The organism is Vibrio cyclitrophicus, assembly GCA_023206055.1.
Taxonomy (GTDB): domain Bacteria; phylum Pseudomonadota; class Gammaproteobacteria; order Enterobacterales; family Vibrionaceae; genus Vibrio; species Vibrio cyclitrophicus_A.
The window spans coordinates 3042947-3058689 of record CP065366.1 but is presented as its reverse complement, the minus strand read 5'-3'; the positions used below and the strand labels follow the sequence as shown (position 1 = coordinate 3058689).

The 15743-nt window shown below is 45.2% G+C and carries 12 protein-coding genes; 5 read left to right on the top strand and 7 right to left on the bottom strand.

Annotation, left to right across the window (positions count from 1 at the left end; genetic code table 11):
• The first annotated feature begins 316 nt into the window (after window positions 1–316).
• Window positions 317–1234, top strand: coding sequence for an ABC transporter ATP-binding protein (locus ITG09_13385; GenBank protein ID UPR51681.1), 918 nt, complete (start codon window positions 317–319; stop codon window positions 1232–1234).
• 1 nt (window position 1235) lies between these two features.
• The gene (locus ITG09_13380; protein UPR51680.1) at window positions 1236–2006 is read left to right on the top strand and encodes an ABC transporter permease; all 771 of its coding nucleotides are present in this window, start codon (window positions 1236–1238) and stop codon (window positions 2004–2006) included.
• Between the two features lie 138 nt (window positions 2007–2144).
• Here the strand turns inward: ITG09_13380 and panC are convergent, their stop codons facing one another.
• The 7 genes from panC to sfsA form a co-directional block, all read right to left on the bottom strand.
• Window positions 2145–3035, bottom strand: a complete 891-nt coding sequence (gene panC / locus ITG09_13375; GenBank protein UPR51679.1) for a pantoate--beta-alanine ligase — start codon at window positions 3033–3035, stop codon at window positions 2145–2147.
• 8 nt (window positions 3036–3043) lie between these two features.
• A complete protein-coding gene (gene panB / locus ITG09_13370) occupies window positions 3044–3838 on the bottom strand; it encodes a 3-methyl-2-oxobutanoate hydroxymethyltransferase (protein UPR51678.1) in 795 nt (264 codons plus the stop codon).
• A 22-nt stretch (window positions 3839–3860) separates the two neighbouring features.
• Window positions 3861–4346 carry a 2-amino-4-hydroxy-6-hydroxymethyldihydropteridine diphosphokinase gene (folK, locus tag ITG09_13365; protein UPR51677.1) on the bottom strand — a complete coding sequence of 162 codons (486 nt, stop codon included), beginning with the start codon at window positions 4344–4346 and terminating at the stop codon, window positions 3861–3863.
• Window positions 4343–5698, bottom strand: a complete 1356-nt coding sequence (gene pcnB, locus ITG09_13360) for a polynucleotide adenylyltransferase PcnB (protein ID UPR51676.1) — start codon at window positions 5696–5698, stop codon at window positions 4343–4345. Before pcnB ends, folK begins: the two co-directional genes overlap by 4 nt.
• 183 nt (window positions 5699–5881) lie before the next feature.
• The gene (gluQRS, locus tag ITG09_13355; GenBank protein ID UPR51675.1) at window positions 5882–6757 is read right to left on the bottom strand and encodes a tRNA glutamyl-Q(34) synthetase GluQRS; all 876 of its coding nucleotides are present in this window, start codon (window positions 6755–6757) and stop codon (window positions 5882–5884) included.
• A gap of 219 nt (window positions 6758–6976) precedes the next feature.
• Window positions 6977–7423: an RNA polymerase-binding protein DksA gene (gene dksA, locus ITG09_13350; protein ID UPR51674.1), complete on the bottom strand. Its 447-nt coding sequence runs from the start codon at window positions 7421–7423 to the stop codon at window positions 6977–6979.
• 135 nt (window positions 7424–7558) lie between these two features.
• Window positions 7559–8302 carry a DNA/RNA nuclease SfsA gene (gene sfsA / locus ITG09_13345; protein UPR51673.1) on the bottom strand — a complete coding sequence of 248 codons (744 nt, stop codon included), beginning with the start codon at window positions 8300–8302 and terminating at the stop codon, window positions 7559–7561.
• A 34-nt stretch (window positions 8303–8336) separates the two neighbouring features.
• Between sfsA and hrpB the strand changes: the two genes are divergently transcribed.
• Genes hrpB through ITG09_13330 form a run of 3 tightly spaced genes read left to right on the top strand, consistent with a single transcriptional unit; the run spans window position 8337 to window position 15609 of the window.
• The gene (hrpB, locus tag ITG09_13340; GenBank protein UPR51672.1) at window positions 8337–10835 is read left to right on the top strand and encodes an ATP-dependent helicase HrpB; all 2499 of its coding nucleotides are present in this window, start codon (window positions 8337–8339) and stop codon (window positions 10833–10835) included.
• Window positions 10832–13231, top strand: coding sequence for a penicillin-binding protein 1B (mrcB, locus tag ITG09_13335; GenBank protein ID UPR51671.1), 2400 nt, complete (start codon window positions 10832–10834; stop codon window positions 13229–13231). The genes hrpB and mrcB overlap by 4 nt, the downstream gene beginning before the upstream one ends.
• A gap of 38 nt (window positions 13232–13269) precedes the next feature.
• The gene (locus ITG09_13330; protein UPR51670.1) at window positions 13270–15609 is read left to right on the top strand and encodes a patatin-like phospholipase family protein; all 2340 of its coding nucleotides are present in this window, start codon (window positions 13270–13272) and stop codon (window positions 15607–15609) included.
• Window positions 15610–15743 lie beyond the last annotated feature (134 nt).

The window sequence follows — 15743 nt, the reverse complement described above, 5'->3', positions numbered from 1 at the left end:
TTTCATTGATGAACTGATTTGATTAATCAGTCCTTCATTTCGTTCTGATAAAAATGCCGTTAAGCGAATGACTTGGCGGCATTTTTTGTGTTTATCGAACATGTTTTTTCTCTTTAGTTAGCTGAGATTTTCCACTGTTTTAAAAAGAAAGCACGAATCGATATTTGTATTAATCGTCAATCAACGATAAACTTGTTCGCAAAATGGCCGAGTTAAAAAATCTTGGGTTAGCTTTCAGCTAGTTCGTTTTACGTTTCACTCTCTTCCTCATGCTCGGTCATCAACATCTATCTATAGCAAATGGCAGTCTATCTCTATGTATGCATTAGAAATTGAGCAATTAAGAAAAACTTATGCTGGGGGCTTTGAAGCTCTTAAAGGCATTAGTTTACAAGTAGAAAAAGGCGATTTTTACGCACTACTTGGTCCAAACGGTGCGGGTAAGTCGACCACCATCGGTGTTATCTCTTCACTGGTTAACAAGACTTCAGGCAAGGTTAAAGTGTTCGGCTACGACATTGATACTGATCTGGAGTTGGCGAAACAAAACCTAGGCTTAGTGCCTCAAGAGTTTAACTTTAACCCGTTTGAAACTGTTGAGCAGATCGTTTTGCAGCAGGCTGGTTACTACGGTGTGCAGAAAGCTCTTGCGAAAGAGCGAGCGAAAAAGTACCTATCTCAACTCGATTTGTGGGAAAAACGTAGCGAACGTGCACGTAACTTATCTGGTGGTATGAAGCGTCGTTTGATGATTGCTCGCGCTCTGATGCACGAGCCGCAGCTGCTTATCCTTGATGAGCCAACAGCAGGTGTCGATATTGAACTGCGTCGCTCTATGTGGGAATTCCTGAAAGAGATCAACGAGAAGCAGGGCATTACCATTATCTTGACCACGCACTACCTAGAAGAAGCGGAAATGCTGTGTCGCAATATCGGTATCATCAATCGTGGTGAGTTGATTGAGAACACAACCATGAAAGCGTTGCTAGGTAAGTTGAGCGCAGAGACCTTTATTTTGGATCTTGAAGAGGGCGCGGCTGAACCTAAGTTAGAAGGCGTGAATAGCCAAGTGATGGTCAATGGCTCGCTTGAAATTGAAATCGATAAGAACCTCGGCTTGAATACCATCTTTGCTCAATTGAGCGATCAACAGGTTAAAGTCCTCTCTATGCGTAACAAAGCAAACCGTCTAGAAGAGCTATTCGTGAGTATTGTCCGTGAGGGGAGTAAATAATATGTACAGCCTATATTGGACAGCTTTCTGTAGTTTATTAACTAAAGAGATCAATCGCTTTACGCGTATTTGGGTGCAAACTCTAGTGCCGCCAGCGATTACTATGACGCTTTATTTCATCATCTTCGGTAACCTGATTGGTGCGCGTATTGGTGAAATGAACGGCTTTAGCTACATGGAATACATTGTTCCTGGTTTGATCATGATGTCGGTGATCACCAACTCATATTCGAATGTGGCGTCGTCGTTCTTTAGTGCTAAGTTCCAAAAGAACATTGAAGAGCTGCTTGTAGCACCAGTACCTAACTATGTGATTATCGCGGGTTTTGTGATGGGTGGTGTCGTGCGTGGTTTGTTAGTAGGTACTATCGTTACTTTCGTATCACTGTTCTTTGTTGACCTACAAGTCGATCATTGGGGGGTGATCATTGCGACTGTATTTCTAACTTCAGTCGTGTTCTCACTGGGTGGTTTGATTAACGCGGTTTTTGCTCGCACGTTTGATGACATCTCGATTATCCCTACATTCATCTTAACGCCACTGACTTATCTTGGTGGTGTGTTCTACTCAATCAGCCTATTGCCTGAGTTTTGGCAAGGCATATCGAAACTGAACCCTATCGTGTACATGGTAAACGCGTTCAGATATGGCTTCTTAGGTGTGTCTGATGTAGGTATTGTGACGTCGTTTGGTGTGCTAGGTGTGTTTATCGTAGTGCTGTATGGCATCGCACACTACCTAGTGACGAAGGGTATCGGCTTACGCAGTTAATACCAATCGTAGGAAATAACGGGTTATCTTGAATAACAGACAAAGAAAAAGGTCGATATTATATCGACCTTTTTTATGTTCTGCGTTTGTGCTTTTGCTTTGCGTTAGAAGCTGGTTTACGCAAAGAGAAGAACGCGATTACTCAGCCGTTTCTTCTTTCACTTCTTCTTTTGTTTCCGTTACCAAGTCAAGAACTTGGTTGTCGATAAGACGAGTCTTACCTAGGAAAGCTGACATAAGAATCACTGCTTGAGTCGATTCTGAAGTGATGGCTTGTAGCGTCCTAGCATCACAAATGAAGATCTCATCTGGTTGCAGATCGGCTGCGCGAAGCTGGTCAGTTGCATCTTCAATCACTGATGCGTAATCATCACGACCGCCGCGAATTGCACTGCTGATCCAACGCATGGTACGCGCTAGAACGGGAGCACGTTGACGCTCATCAATGGTTAGGTTGCTATTGCGAGAGCTCATTGCCAAACCGTCCATTTCACGAACCGTCGCGACACCCACAACTTCAATGTCTAACGCTAAGTCAGTCGTCATCTGGCGAATAACAGCAAGTTGTTGGAAATCTTTCTCGCCGAAGCATGCAAAATCTGGCTGAACGATGTTGAACAGTTTAGTGACAATCGTTGAGACACCGCGGAAGTGACCCGGACGAGAAGCACCTTCAAGCATGTGAGATATTCCCGGGACTTCAACAAACGTCTGCTTGTCTAATCCTTCTGGGTACATTACCTCTGGCGTTGGTGTAAATACCAGTTCAACACCTTCGCCTGTTAGTTTGCTTAAATCAGCTTCTAACGTACGAGGGTAGTTGTTTAGGTCGTCGGCACGGTCAAACTGCATCGGGTTAACAAAGATGCTTACCACAACAATGTCAGCCAGCTCGCGAGCTTTCTTTACCAGAGTTAGGTGGCCTTCATGCAGGTTTCCCATTGTCGGAACAAAAGCAACCGTACGTCCATCACGCTTAAACTGTTTAATCTGCTCACGAAGAGCCGCTATTTCAGCAAAAGTTTGCATACTTACTCCTAAGCGATTGTATGAGCTTCATCAGGGAAGCGCGCGCTCTCTACTTCTTCTTTGTATAGAGCTACAGCCTTACGCATATCACCTGTTTCAGCTAGGAAATTCTTAGAGAATTTCGGCATGTAATTCGCAGAAATACCGAACATGTCATGCATAACAAGGATCTGACCATCGGTAACGTTACCTGCGCCGATACCGATAACCGGTACGTCACAAGCTTCTGTAATTCGTTTTGCCAATGAAGCTGGTACACATTCAAGTAGAACGATTTGTGCGCCTGCATTTTGCAATGCTAGAGCATCAGCAACCATTTTATCGGCTTGCTCGTCGTCACGGCCTTGAATCTTGTAACCACCAAAGATGTTCACAGACTGAGGCGTTAAACCCAAGTGTGCACATACTGGTACAGCACGCTCTGTTAGCATTTTCACAGTATCAACCAACCAGCTTCCGCCTTCGATTTTTACCATGTTCGCGCCAGCACGCATTAAGGTTGCTGCGCTCTCACAAGCTTGCTCTGGAGTTGCATAGCTCATGAAAGGCATGTCAGCCATAAGAAGGCAGTTAGGGCTACCTGCACGCACTGAGCGCGTATGGTAAGCAATCTCTTCAACGGTAACTGGTAGAGTGTCGTTATGGCCTTGTAGAACCATACCCAGTGAATCACCGACAAGCAGCACTGGCATTTCTTGGCTTTCGAATAATTGAGCAAAGCTCGCATCGTAAGCTGTCGAAGTCGCGAATTTACGGCCTTCAGTTTTGCATTTGATAAGGTCGTTAATGGTTACTTTTTTCATTGGTTTTCCTTAATGCGTTTGGCTATTGCTGCCAAACATTGAGCCCGTTCTTATCTACTATTTTGAGTAGTTCTGTCAGCTCAGTCCCATCAGGGAGTTGTAAACTTGGTGCGATTTCAGCAAGCGGGTAGAGTACAAACTCTCGTTCTTTCATTCCGTAATGAGGAACGATTAAGCGCTCTGAATCGATCACCTCATTGCCGTATAACACAATGTCGAGATCCAAGGTTCTTGGCCCCCAACGCTCGTCTTTACGGACGCGCCCTTGCTCTAGCTCGATTTTTTGAGTGCAATCAAGCAGTTCAATTGGCGTTAATTCGGTTTGGATTGCCACTACCGCGTTGATGTAGTCCGGTTGATTTTGTGGCCCCATTGGAGTGCTACTATATAGCTGTGAGGTCGCAACAAACGTTGATCGCGGTAGGTTTTTTAGCGTTTCGATAGCCAAATTTGCTTGGCTAACTGGGTCGGCAAGGTTGCTGCCGACCGCAATGTAAGCAGTGATCATTCTGATTGCTTACTCTTTTTGTTTCGGTAAGTCTTACGGCGACGATTGCCCGACTTTGCTGGTGCTGCTACGTCATTAGCCATAGCTTGGCGCATATTGCGACCGGCTGTTTGGTAGCGCTCCCACCATTTCGCTAGATCTTTGGTTTCGCCACCTTCAATCTCACCACGCATTTCTAGGAAATCGTAGCCTGCACGGAACTTGTTCAGCTCCATTAGGCGAACGGCGCGTTTACCGTTGCGGCGAGGCAGTCGTAATTGCAGCAGCCAAACTTCACGAATGGTTGCTGTGTGACGACGAGGGATGGCAATAGATTTTACTTGCTGGTCAAGGATGATGTTGCTTGCTTCCATGATCGCATCGTAGTGCGCCATGCCTTGCTCTGCGACTAGCTTGTCTGCCAACTTGTTCATTGGATACCAAAGGATCGCAGCAAACATAAACGCAGGGTTTACTCGTTTGCCATCTTCGATGCGAAGGTCGGTAGAGTCGAGCACCAAGTCAAGCATCTGTTCTGTGTGAGAATCGTAACTCTCTGTAAAGTGCTCAGCGATTGATGGGAACATCTGTTGAAACAGGTTGTACTCGCGCATCAAGTGGTAGGTTTCTAAACCGTGGCCTGATTGCAGTAACTTCAGAGACTCTTCGTAAAGGCGTGCTGCTGGGATATCTTTTAGAAGATGCGCTAACTCTTCGATAGGGTCGGCAGTATCTTCTTCGATATCAAAATCCAGTTTAGCGGCGAAGCGCATTGCACGTAGCATACGTACTGGGTCTTCGCGGTAACGCGTTTCTGGATCGCCAATCAGGCGTATCAGTTTATCTTCTAAATCTTCTACACCACCAGCGTAATCGTGGATGCTGTAGTCTGCAATGTTGTAGTACATCGCATTAATAGTGAAGTCACGACGCTCTGCATCTTCATCAACATTGCCGTATACGTTATCGCGTAGCAACATGCCTTCTTCTGATTGGGCAGAAACGTTTTTCGATGGTTCCTGATGGTGGCCACGGAAAGTCGCTACTTCAATGATGTCTCGGCCAAACATGATATGTGCTAATCGAAAACGGCGACCAATAAGGCGACAGTTTCTAAATAGGTGTTTGATTTGTTCTGGCGTTGCGTTGGTCGCAATATCAAAATCTTTTGGCTGAGAGCCTAATAAGATATCGCGTACACCACCACCGACTAAAAACGCGTCAAAACCCGCACCATTCAGGCGATATAACACTTTTAGTGCGTTGTCACTGATCTGCTTGCGTGAAATATTGTGCTCTTGACGAGTATAAATATTCAGTGCTAATTCGTGGAATCCGCGTTGTTCGCTTGGGGTATTGTCGTTTGTATTCATTAGTTTAGAACAAAGTAGGTATCGCCAACTTTGTTTTTCTCTTAGTCCAAAGTGGTAGTGCAGAGTTTAATTGCGGCTAATAATAGCTTAGCGCGAGCCATTTGAGAACATCGTCTGCTTAACCACTGTGGTTGGTTATGGCATTTTTATGTGTCGTTTTTGCTATTTGCCGTGATTTTCGAGCTAATTACAGTGCTCTTTTTGTAAACTATCAGGTAACTGACTGACGTTCCATTGCAGGCTGCCCCACAATAAAATCTCATCCATTGAAGCCTCACAAAGGGCTGTTGGGATATCAAAACCTAAAAATCGCATAGCGTTGAGTAACGTTGGTTTTGGGTTGTCGAGATCTATCGCGGTGGCATGGTTCTGTTTTGACAGTTTATTCCCCAAGCCATCGGTTGCCAATGGTAAGTGCAAGTAGCTCACTGTTTTTTTCTTGAGTGTCTTATACAAACTGATTTGTCGACCTGTTGGTTCGATTAGGTCTGCGCCTCTAACAACTTCGGTTACACCTTGGTCGATATCATCAAGGACAACCGCCAAGTTATAAGCAAACAATCCATCTCGGCGTTTGATAATAAAATCTTCTTCAGCTAATGCTTTAGGTATCTGGATTGTACCGTGACGAACATCGTCAAACGACTCTACTGGAAAGTCCATGCACAAGCGAACTGCCTGTTCACCTGAATCAATTAAGCCTGCATCTCGACAATGACCATTGTAAAAGCCACCCAAAGCTTTTATCTGCTTGCGGGTGCATTGGCAGTAGTAGGCTTGTTTATCGGCGACCCATTGATCGATTTGAGCTTGATACAAGCCATGACGTTGGCTCTGATAGACGACTTCACTATCCCAAAATAGGTGATAAGCCTCAAGTGTCTTAAGAATGAGGTCTGCAGCGCCGACCATTTCTCTTGGTGGATCTAGGTCTTCCATACGAACTAACCATTTTCCTTGGTTAGATTTCGCTTGAAAGTAGCTACCAAGAGCAGCAACAAGTGAGCCAAAATGAAGAGGACCTGACGGTGATGGTGCAAAGCGCCCGATATAATTCATGAGTGAACAACCTAATCTAAATGGTACCGCAGTAGCCGATTCTTAAGACGTTTAACAAGAGCTTTAATACGTAGAACTAAGCTTCAATCTCTATAAACAAGGTTTGATGTATAGAACAAAGGCTTAAAGCTGCTATTTACTATCAAGCGTGTGAAATACTTCGCTTGGATAACAAACAAAAAAGGGAGCCAAGGCTCCCTTTCTTTACATCTGCAAGAATTAACCTTGCATCTGTTTCTCTTTGATCTCTGCAAGTGTTTTACAGTCAATACAAAGATCAGCAGTTGGACGAGCTTCAAGGCGACGAATGCCAATCTCGATACCGCAAGAATCACAGAAGCCGAAATCGTCTTCTTCGATCTTGTCTAATGTCTTCTCAATTTTTTTGATAAGACGACGCTCACGGTCACGATTACGTAACTCTAGGCTGAATTCTTCTTCTTGAGAAGCACGGTCAACTGGGTCTGGGAAATTCGCTGCTTCGTCCTGCATGTGGTGCACAGTACGATCAACTTCTTCCCTGAGCTGGTTGCGCCAAGCTGCTAAAATTTTTGTAAAATGTTCCGTTTGCTCAGGTGACATGTACTCTTCACCTGGCTTTTCTTGGTACGGTTCAACACCTGCGATGGCTAGGATGCCTAGCGCTTTTTTCTTAGATTCTGGCATACAGCATCTCCTATTTACACCTAGTCAACTGCAAAGCAGCTAATTTTAAGGCGGGTATCTATAGCAGAAAGAACGAATGGTGGCAAATACTCTTACTAAAACTTGCAATCAATGTGATTAGTTCAGCATCTTTGCTTAGCTATTGATAAATTCAACAGCTTGTTTTAGTTGTATTTGAGTACTGCTGAGCTCTGCTTTATAGCAAAGCACTTCAACTCCAGCGTCTTGTGCTTGTTTTAGTAATAACGAATATTTGGCGTCTATATGGTGTGCCGCAGACACTTTTTCAATACCTGAATGTAAAACAGTGAATAAAAGTACGGCTCTATTGCCAGATTCGACCATTTTTGTGAGTTCGCGCAGATGTTTTTGACCTCTGGTTGTAACCGCATCAGGGAAAAAACCTTGCCCTTCGGTTGACGCTTGTTGTTTAGTTGATATTTGCTGCTCGTCGAGCAAGGTGACGCTTTTTACTTCGATATAGCAAGGTGGCTTTTCGTTATCTTCAAGCAGAATATCAATGCGACTATTCTCACTGCCATATTTCACTTCGGTTCGTAACGCGTTATAACCTAAGAGTTCAACTATAGTCCCATTTTCAATTGCTTCCACTGCTAGCTGGTTTGCCCGCGCAGTATTTACGCAAATACGATGACCTTTCTCTGTTTCTGAGATCTCCCAGCTGTTTGGGTATTTTCTTTTTGCATTATCGGATGTTGAGTACCACACCGTATTGCCAGGAGTCGCACATCCTGTCATCGCTCCAGTGTTAGCGCAGTGAATAGTACGCTCGCTGCCGTCAGGAAGTTGGATGTCAGTGAGAAAGCGTTTATAGCGTTTAATAAGAGTCGCTGACTCTAATGGAGGATTGAAGTGCATATTACTTATTTAGACAGGTAGGTTTTTATGTACAATGTTGCCAACATTACACCACAAGGTTCTCCCATTGCCACAACTGCCCATAGAAGCTGTGATGCCAGATCTGCTCGCTGGCGTAGAAACACACACTCAACTTATTCTAAAGGCCGCTCCCGGTGCGGGTAAGTCAACATTCTTCCCTTTACAGTTAGTTAAGACCAACGCCGTTCAAGGTAAAATTATCATGCTTGAACCGAGGCGTTTGGCGGCAAGGAATATTGCTACTTACTTAGCGAATCAATTGGGAGAAAAGGTGGGAGAGAGCATTGGTTTTAGAGTTCGTGGTGAATCTAAAACCAGTAGTTCAACTCGCTTGGAAATCGTCACCGAAGGGATCATGACCAGAATGATCCAAACCGACCCTGAATTGACTGGCGTTGATATTGTGATCTTTGATGAATTTCACGAGCGCAGTATTCATGCAGATACCGCATTGGCCTTTAGCTTAGAGATCCAAGATGCGTTGCGTGACGATCTAAAAGTGGTTGTGATGTCGGCAACTTTAGATCAACAAGCGCTGCAATCTTTGCTACCGAATGCCAAATACGTTGAATCACAAGGTCGTACTTTTCCGGTCGATTTCCGTTACCAGCCTTTGACTGCCAATGAATATCTAGCTCCTAAAATGGCCAACGTGATTCGCTCTCTGATGGAGAAAGAGTCAGGCTCACTTTTAGCCTTCTTACCGGGCGTTTCTGCGATTAAGCAAGTCGAATCTCAACTGGAACAACTCGCTAGCGATATCGATGTGTGTCCTTTGTATGGCCAACTCAGCTTTTCTCAACAGCAGAAAGCAATCGCGCCATCAGAGAAAGGGCGTCGAAAGGTGGTGTTAGCGACCAATATTGCTGAGACTTCTTTGACGATTGAAGGTATTCGATTAGTGGTCGATTCCGGGCTCGAACGTGTGGCGAAATTCGATCTTAAAACCGGCATTACTAAGCTTGAGCAAGTGAAAATCTCGCAGTCTTCCGCTGAGCAGCGTGCAGGCCGTGCAGGTCGAATTGAAGAAGGTCTGTGTGTTCGCTTGTACAGCGAAACGCAGTTAATGCAGCAACCTGCTGTACCTGAGCCTGAAATTCTACATTCAGATCTCTCTTCGTTGGTGTCTGAATTGACGCAATGGGGGGCTGTGAGTGCCGATGATCTGCAATGGTTAGACGTTCCACCAAAAGCTTCTATTGGACAAGCCAAGCAACTCTTACAGACTCTTGAATTGTTAGACGATAATGGTCAATTTACGGCATTAGGAAAACAGGCCCAACGTTTAGGTTTAGAGCCTCGTATTGCCAGCATGTTGGTTAAAGCGCAGCAAAGCAGTCCTGCTTTATTGAATGTCGCGATTGTAGCCGCAGCTTTGCTTGAAGAGCCTGAACGCAACGTCACCGATATTCAGCACTCTTTGCATCGACTTAAGCAAAGAAAACACTCGAAAAATAGCGTGGTGATGCAGCGAGCGAAAAGTCTCGCGAGCAAACTCAATCATCACTTAGATTTGTCACAAGTCGACGAATCATTGCTACCATTAGTGCTTTGTTTTGCCTTTCCAGATCGGATTGCACAAGTGAGAAGCGCGACCAGCAATGCTTTCCTTCTGGCGAATGGTCATGGCGCTGAGGTTCGTGACGATGACCCATTGGCGAACAATGACTATGTCGTAGTGATTGATTTAATGCGCAGTACAGGGCGAGCCAGTCAAATTTTCTTAGCCATTGCGGTTGATATCTCGCAGTTAGAATCTGAATTTCCAAAACTGTTTGTGCGTTCCGATTACGCCGATTGGGATGAGAAACGTGGCCGTTTAGTTGCCGAGCAGCGAGTGTCTTTGGGTAAGTTGATTATCAGTACCAAAGCTTTACCCGATCCCGATGCGAATCAGGTGAGCCAAGCGCTGCTCAATTATGTCGCTCGATGCGGATTGGATCGCTTACATTGGACACTTTCGGCTAAGCAGTTGGTTGAGCGTGTACGCTGTGCAGAACTTTGGATGCCAGAGCATGATTGGCCAGCGATGGATGACGCGAGTTTAATTGAACACCTTGATGAGTGGCTATCACCCTATCTGAATGGCATTAAATCGGCAAAAGGGCTGGCTAGTGTTTCGATTGAACAGGCATTGTCTGCTTATCTTGGTTGGCCTTTGAATCAAGAAATCGACCAATGGCTGCCAACGCACTATCTGATGCCGACAGGCAGTAAGAAGGCTATTCGTTATCAATATAAGTCTGAACCAGTGATCTCAGTGCGAATGCAGGAAGTCTTTGGAGAACAAGACTCGCCATTGATCGCGCAAGGGCGTAAAAAAGTAGTGCTTGAGCTACTTTCTCCAGCACAGCGACCACTGCAAATTACTCAAGATTTAGCCGGCTTTTGGGCTGGCGCGTACAAAGAAGTACAAAAAGAAATGAAAGGCCGTTACCCAAAACATTCTTGGCCGGATGACCCTGCTAACCATGTAGCAACCACTAAAACCAAACGACAGTTGAATCGATGATGACCAAAATGTTAACGCCAAAAAAGGCACCACCTAAAAAAGCGCCAGCAAAGAAGTCACCAGCGACCAAAGCCAAGCCAAGAAAACCAAGATCGGCTGCGAAAAAGACCAAACCTAAGGCTAAGAAAACAGGCAAAAGAGGTTGGTTGAAGATCCTATGGGGCATTTCTTGGAAAGCGGGCTTGGCGCTCGCGGCATTGCTGTTGTTCGTCGGCATTTATCTTGATTCTGTGGTCAAACAGCGTTTTGAAGGTCAATTGTTTGATTTGCCAACGGTCGTTTATGCGCGAGTGCTAGACCTGTCTCCGGGAACTCCGGTAAGTTTGGTACAGGTTAAGAATGAGCTCGATGTACTTAATTATCGTAAGGTGAATGCTCCTCGTCACCCTGGCGAATACTCTTCCTCTTCAACTAAGATTGAAATGATTCGTCGTCCATTCGAGTTTGTCGATGGACCGGAAGCGGATCGTCATGTGATGCTGCATTTCAACGGTAATGAGTTAACTCGTATTCAGTCGCTAGAGAAGAAAGGCGACATGGGTTATCTGCGTGTTGAACCGAAAATGCTTGGCATGCTTGAGAAAAGTAACGATGAGCAGCGCCTGTTCTTAAAACGTAATCAATTCCCAGAAGTGATGGTTGATGCCTTATTAGCAACCGAAGACCGAAACTTCTATCAACACGATGGTGTGTCGCCACTGGCCATCGCTCGTGCAATGGTCGTTAACGTCAAAGCCGGGCGAACGGTACAAGGTGGTAGTACGCTGACACAACAGCTGGCAAAAAACCTGTTCCTGTCGAGTGAACGTACATTGTGGCGTAAGGTTCGTGAAGCTTACATTGCACTTATTTTGGACCATCGTTACAGCAAAGACCGTATCCTAGAGGCTTATTTAAACGAGGTTTATCTTGGGCAAAATGGTGGGCAAGCGATCCATGGTTTCGGTTTAGCATCTCGCTTGTACTTCGGACAGCCAATTCAAGAGCTCCGCATCGATCAGCTAGCACTGCTTGTTGGTATGGTGAAAGGGCCATCGTATTACAATCCGGTTCGTTATCCTGAGCGTACTAAGACTCGACGAGATCTGGTTCTTCGCTTGTTGATGCAGCAAGACATATTAACTCCGCGACAATACGAAGAGGCGGCGAGTCGTGATTTGGATATTCAAGACAACCCACGCATTGCTAGCCGTCAGCCAGCTTACTTCCAACAAGTAAATATTGAGCTTAAGAAGTATGTCGGCGACCGATTTGAGGCGAAAAAAGGGATTCGAGTCTTCACCTCTCTGGATCCGGTGTCTCAAGATAAGTTAGAGAAGTCGATTGCTCGCAAGGTGCCTGATTTATCGAAAACCGCAGGTAACAAACTGGAAGCTGCGGCTATTGCCGTGGATAGAAATACCGGTGAAATCCGAGCGATGGTCGGTGGTAAGCGTACTGGCTACGATGGCTTTAACCGTGCCTTGAACGCGAGTCGTCCTATTGGTTCTTTGGTTAAGCCTGCAATCTACCTAACCGCATTGGAACAGCCCCAGAAATACACGTTGGCGACAACATTGAAGGACACTCCACTGAGCTTGAAAGGCAGTAAAGGTAGCGTATGGAGCCCAAGAAACTTCGATCGTAAGTTCCGTGGCGATGTGCCCTTGTATGTGGCGCTTTCGAAATCTTATAACGTGCCAACGGTTCGATTGGGAATGCAGTTAGGTATTGATAGTGTCTCAGACACGATTGGAAAACTGGGTGTCGATAAAAATGAGATTCGCCCAGTGCCATCGATGTTTTTGGGTTCATTCTCACTGACTCCGTTCCAAGTTGCACAGATGTACCAAACAATCACCAACTCTGGGCGTATTGCCCCGTTGTCTGCGCTTCGCTCTGTGGTTGATAACGATGGTGAGGTTTTATATCAATCAATCCCTCGCGTATCGCAAAGTGTTGATCAACAAGCCGCTTGGCTAACAACCTATGCGATGAAACGTGGTGTGTCGGAAGGCACTGGACGCTTCCTACAAGGTCAGTTTGCATGGGCAGGGTTAGCCGGTAAAACGGGCACCAGTAACGACAGTCGCGATAGTTGGTTTGTTGGTGTCGATGGTCGTGAAGTGACGACGATTTGGCTCGGGCGTGATGACAATAAACCGACTAAACTGACAGGTTCTAGTGGTGCGCTGCGTGTCTATGCCGATTACTTGAAGCAAAGAACACCAGAACAGTTATTGCTGCCTTGGCCGACAGGGATTGCGACCGCCAGCTTTACTCGAACTCCCGAAGGCGCTTTAGAGTTTGACTGTGATGGTACCGTTAAATTGCCAGTTTGGGATGAAGGCGGGAACATTAAAAAGGGCTGTGAAAGTCAACCAAAACAGTGGCTAAAGAAGCTTTTTCAGTGGTAAAGTCATAACAGAAAACAATGACAAGGATAGTTTAAAGAATGATTTCTCGTTGGTTAGTGAGCAGCTTAGGTGTTGTCGGTACAGTGATCAGTTTTCAACTGTTTGCAGCAACTGTGGCGAAGGTTGATTCATCAGAACACGTTGAACTTGCACAAGCTCATAAAAGGCCAACCGTCGCTGTCGTTCTTGCTGGTGGGGGAGCGAAAGGTGCTGCCCACATCGGTGTGCTTAAAGCGTTAGAAGAGATGCAAATCCCGGTCGATTACATCACTGGTACAAGTATGGGCGCCTACGTTGGTGGTCTTTATGCGACAGGGATGAGCGCGGACGAGATTGAAAGTTTTATCTATACGGTGGATTGGAATCGCGGCTATCGCGATCGCGTTAACCGTAGTGATCGCCGTGTGCGTGATAAAGAGTATGAAGATCGCTATCAATTGAACACCGACCTCGGTTTAGGTTGGGGTGAAATCAAAGCGAGAAAAGGTGTGGTTCAAGGCCAGAATATGTTGCGTATTTTGCGTGAGACCACCGGAAATCTATCTTCTTTCGACTCTTTCGACAACCTTGCTATCCCATACCGTTCTGTCGCAACCGACATCATAGAACTTGAAGAGGTGGTCATCGACCATGGTCACCTTGTTGATGCCATGATGGCCAGTATGTCAGTTCCTGGAGCTCTTCCCCCTTATGCCCTAGATGGTCGAATGCTAGTTGATGGTGGTGTCACCAATAACATGCCAGTCGACGTTGCCAGAGCGATGGGAGCAGACATCGTCATTGCGGTGGATATCAGTACCAACTACAAAGGCAAAGATGATTTTACGAATTTTCTTGCCGCAGCTGACCAACTCTCTAATTATCTTGTTCAACGCAGCACCCAAGAGCAAGCTGAAACACTAACAGACGATGACGTCTTCCTGCGCCCTGATGTTGGGGAAATGGAGACGACTGACTTTGATAAAATGCCATCGGCTTTCCTAGCTGGTTATGAAGCCGCCAAGCAGCATACTGATGAACTTTCCAAGCTATCGCTCTCAAATGCCGATTATCAACATTATATAGAGGATAAACAAAAAGCACGCAGACAGCTAAAACACGGCGATAAGACCGTCGTTGACCGGGTTGTTATCAACAACAATACCCACTACTCAGATAAGTTGCTCGAAAATCGCTTAAACCTTGATTCAGGTAAGATCTTAAAGACCAGTGAAATTGAATCTAAAGTGCAAGACCTCTATGCGTTAGATAGATTCGAGTTGGTGACTTATGAATTTGACACCGTGGATGGCGAGGATCAACTAAAGGTCGATGTGAACGAAAAATCTTGGGGTCCAAACTATCTCAACTTTCGATTCTTTCTTGAAGATGATTTCTCTACTACCAGTCAGTACTCGATCGGTGTTTCAGCCAACTTTACTGATATTAATAAGCATGGTGCAGAGTTAAGAACCAATATCGAGATGGGAACGGACAAACGAATTGAAGCGGAACTTTACTCGCCATTCTTTTCGAGTCAAAAGCTGTTTACTTCGGCATCGGTTGTTTACAGCAAAGAGAACAGAAACCTACCCGCAAATATTGATGATATTGAAGAGCCGACACTGGACGTAACGAAAGATTATCTCCCTATGACGTATAGTGAATATGTCGGTGAATTGGCATTAGGCTATCAACCGACCTTGTGGCAGGAGCTGAAATTTGGTGTTCGTTATACTGATGGGGATGTTGAGGTTTCTTCGTTACCTTCATTGGGCAATGGTGGTTACAAGCGTATTGGTGGCTTCATGGGTTACCGATTGGATACTTTGGATAATTTCAGCTTACCGACCAAGGGTTACTTTGTCGATTTAGAGTACCTTGTTTCTCATGATGACTTTCAGAATGATACTTCTATTAACGAAACAGAGTTGACGTCTGAGAGCGATACTGTTTATGAGTTTTCGGCTAATTTAATGGCTGCAAAGAGTATCGATAAGCATACTTTAGTCGCAAAGCTTGATTACGGTATTGTAGAAAGTAAAAACTCGATTTTTCCTGTTGCCCCTAAAGAACTCGGTGGCTTTTTAAACCTGTCAGGTATTCCAAGGAATAGTATGATAGGTCAGAACTTGGCCTATACCAGCCTTATCTATCGTTATAAGTGGTTTGAAAATGACTTCGGCCTCTTTGAATCACCATTCTACGTGGGTGCATCCATTGAGCATGGTGGCGTTTGGTCGAACAATGATTTGAGTATTGATGAGGCGCCAATGTACACCGCGGGTTCTGTTTTCGCGGGTGTCGATTCGCCAATCGGGCCGATCATTTTAGCTTATGGCCGAACTGAAGATAACTTCGATTCGGTGTATCTGATTGTAGGTACTTCCTACAAATAATCATGCGTAGAGTCGCCATTTAAGTGCGTAATTAGGCAAAAATAGTGGGACTTTCGTCTTAACTTGCTATGTTGGTCAAAATGATAAGATTTTAATTTAACGTTAAATTTGCTATTCTACCGCCCACAGTTTGG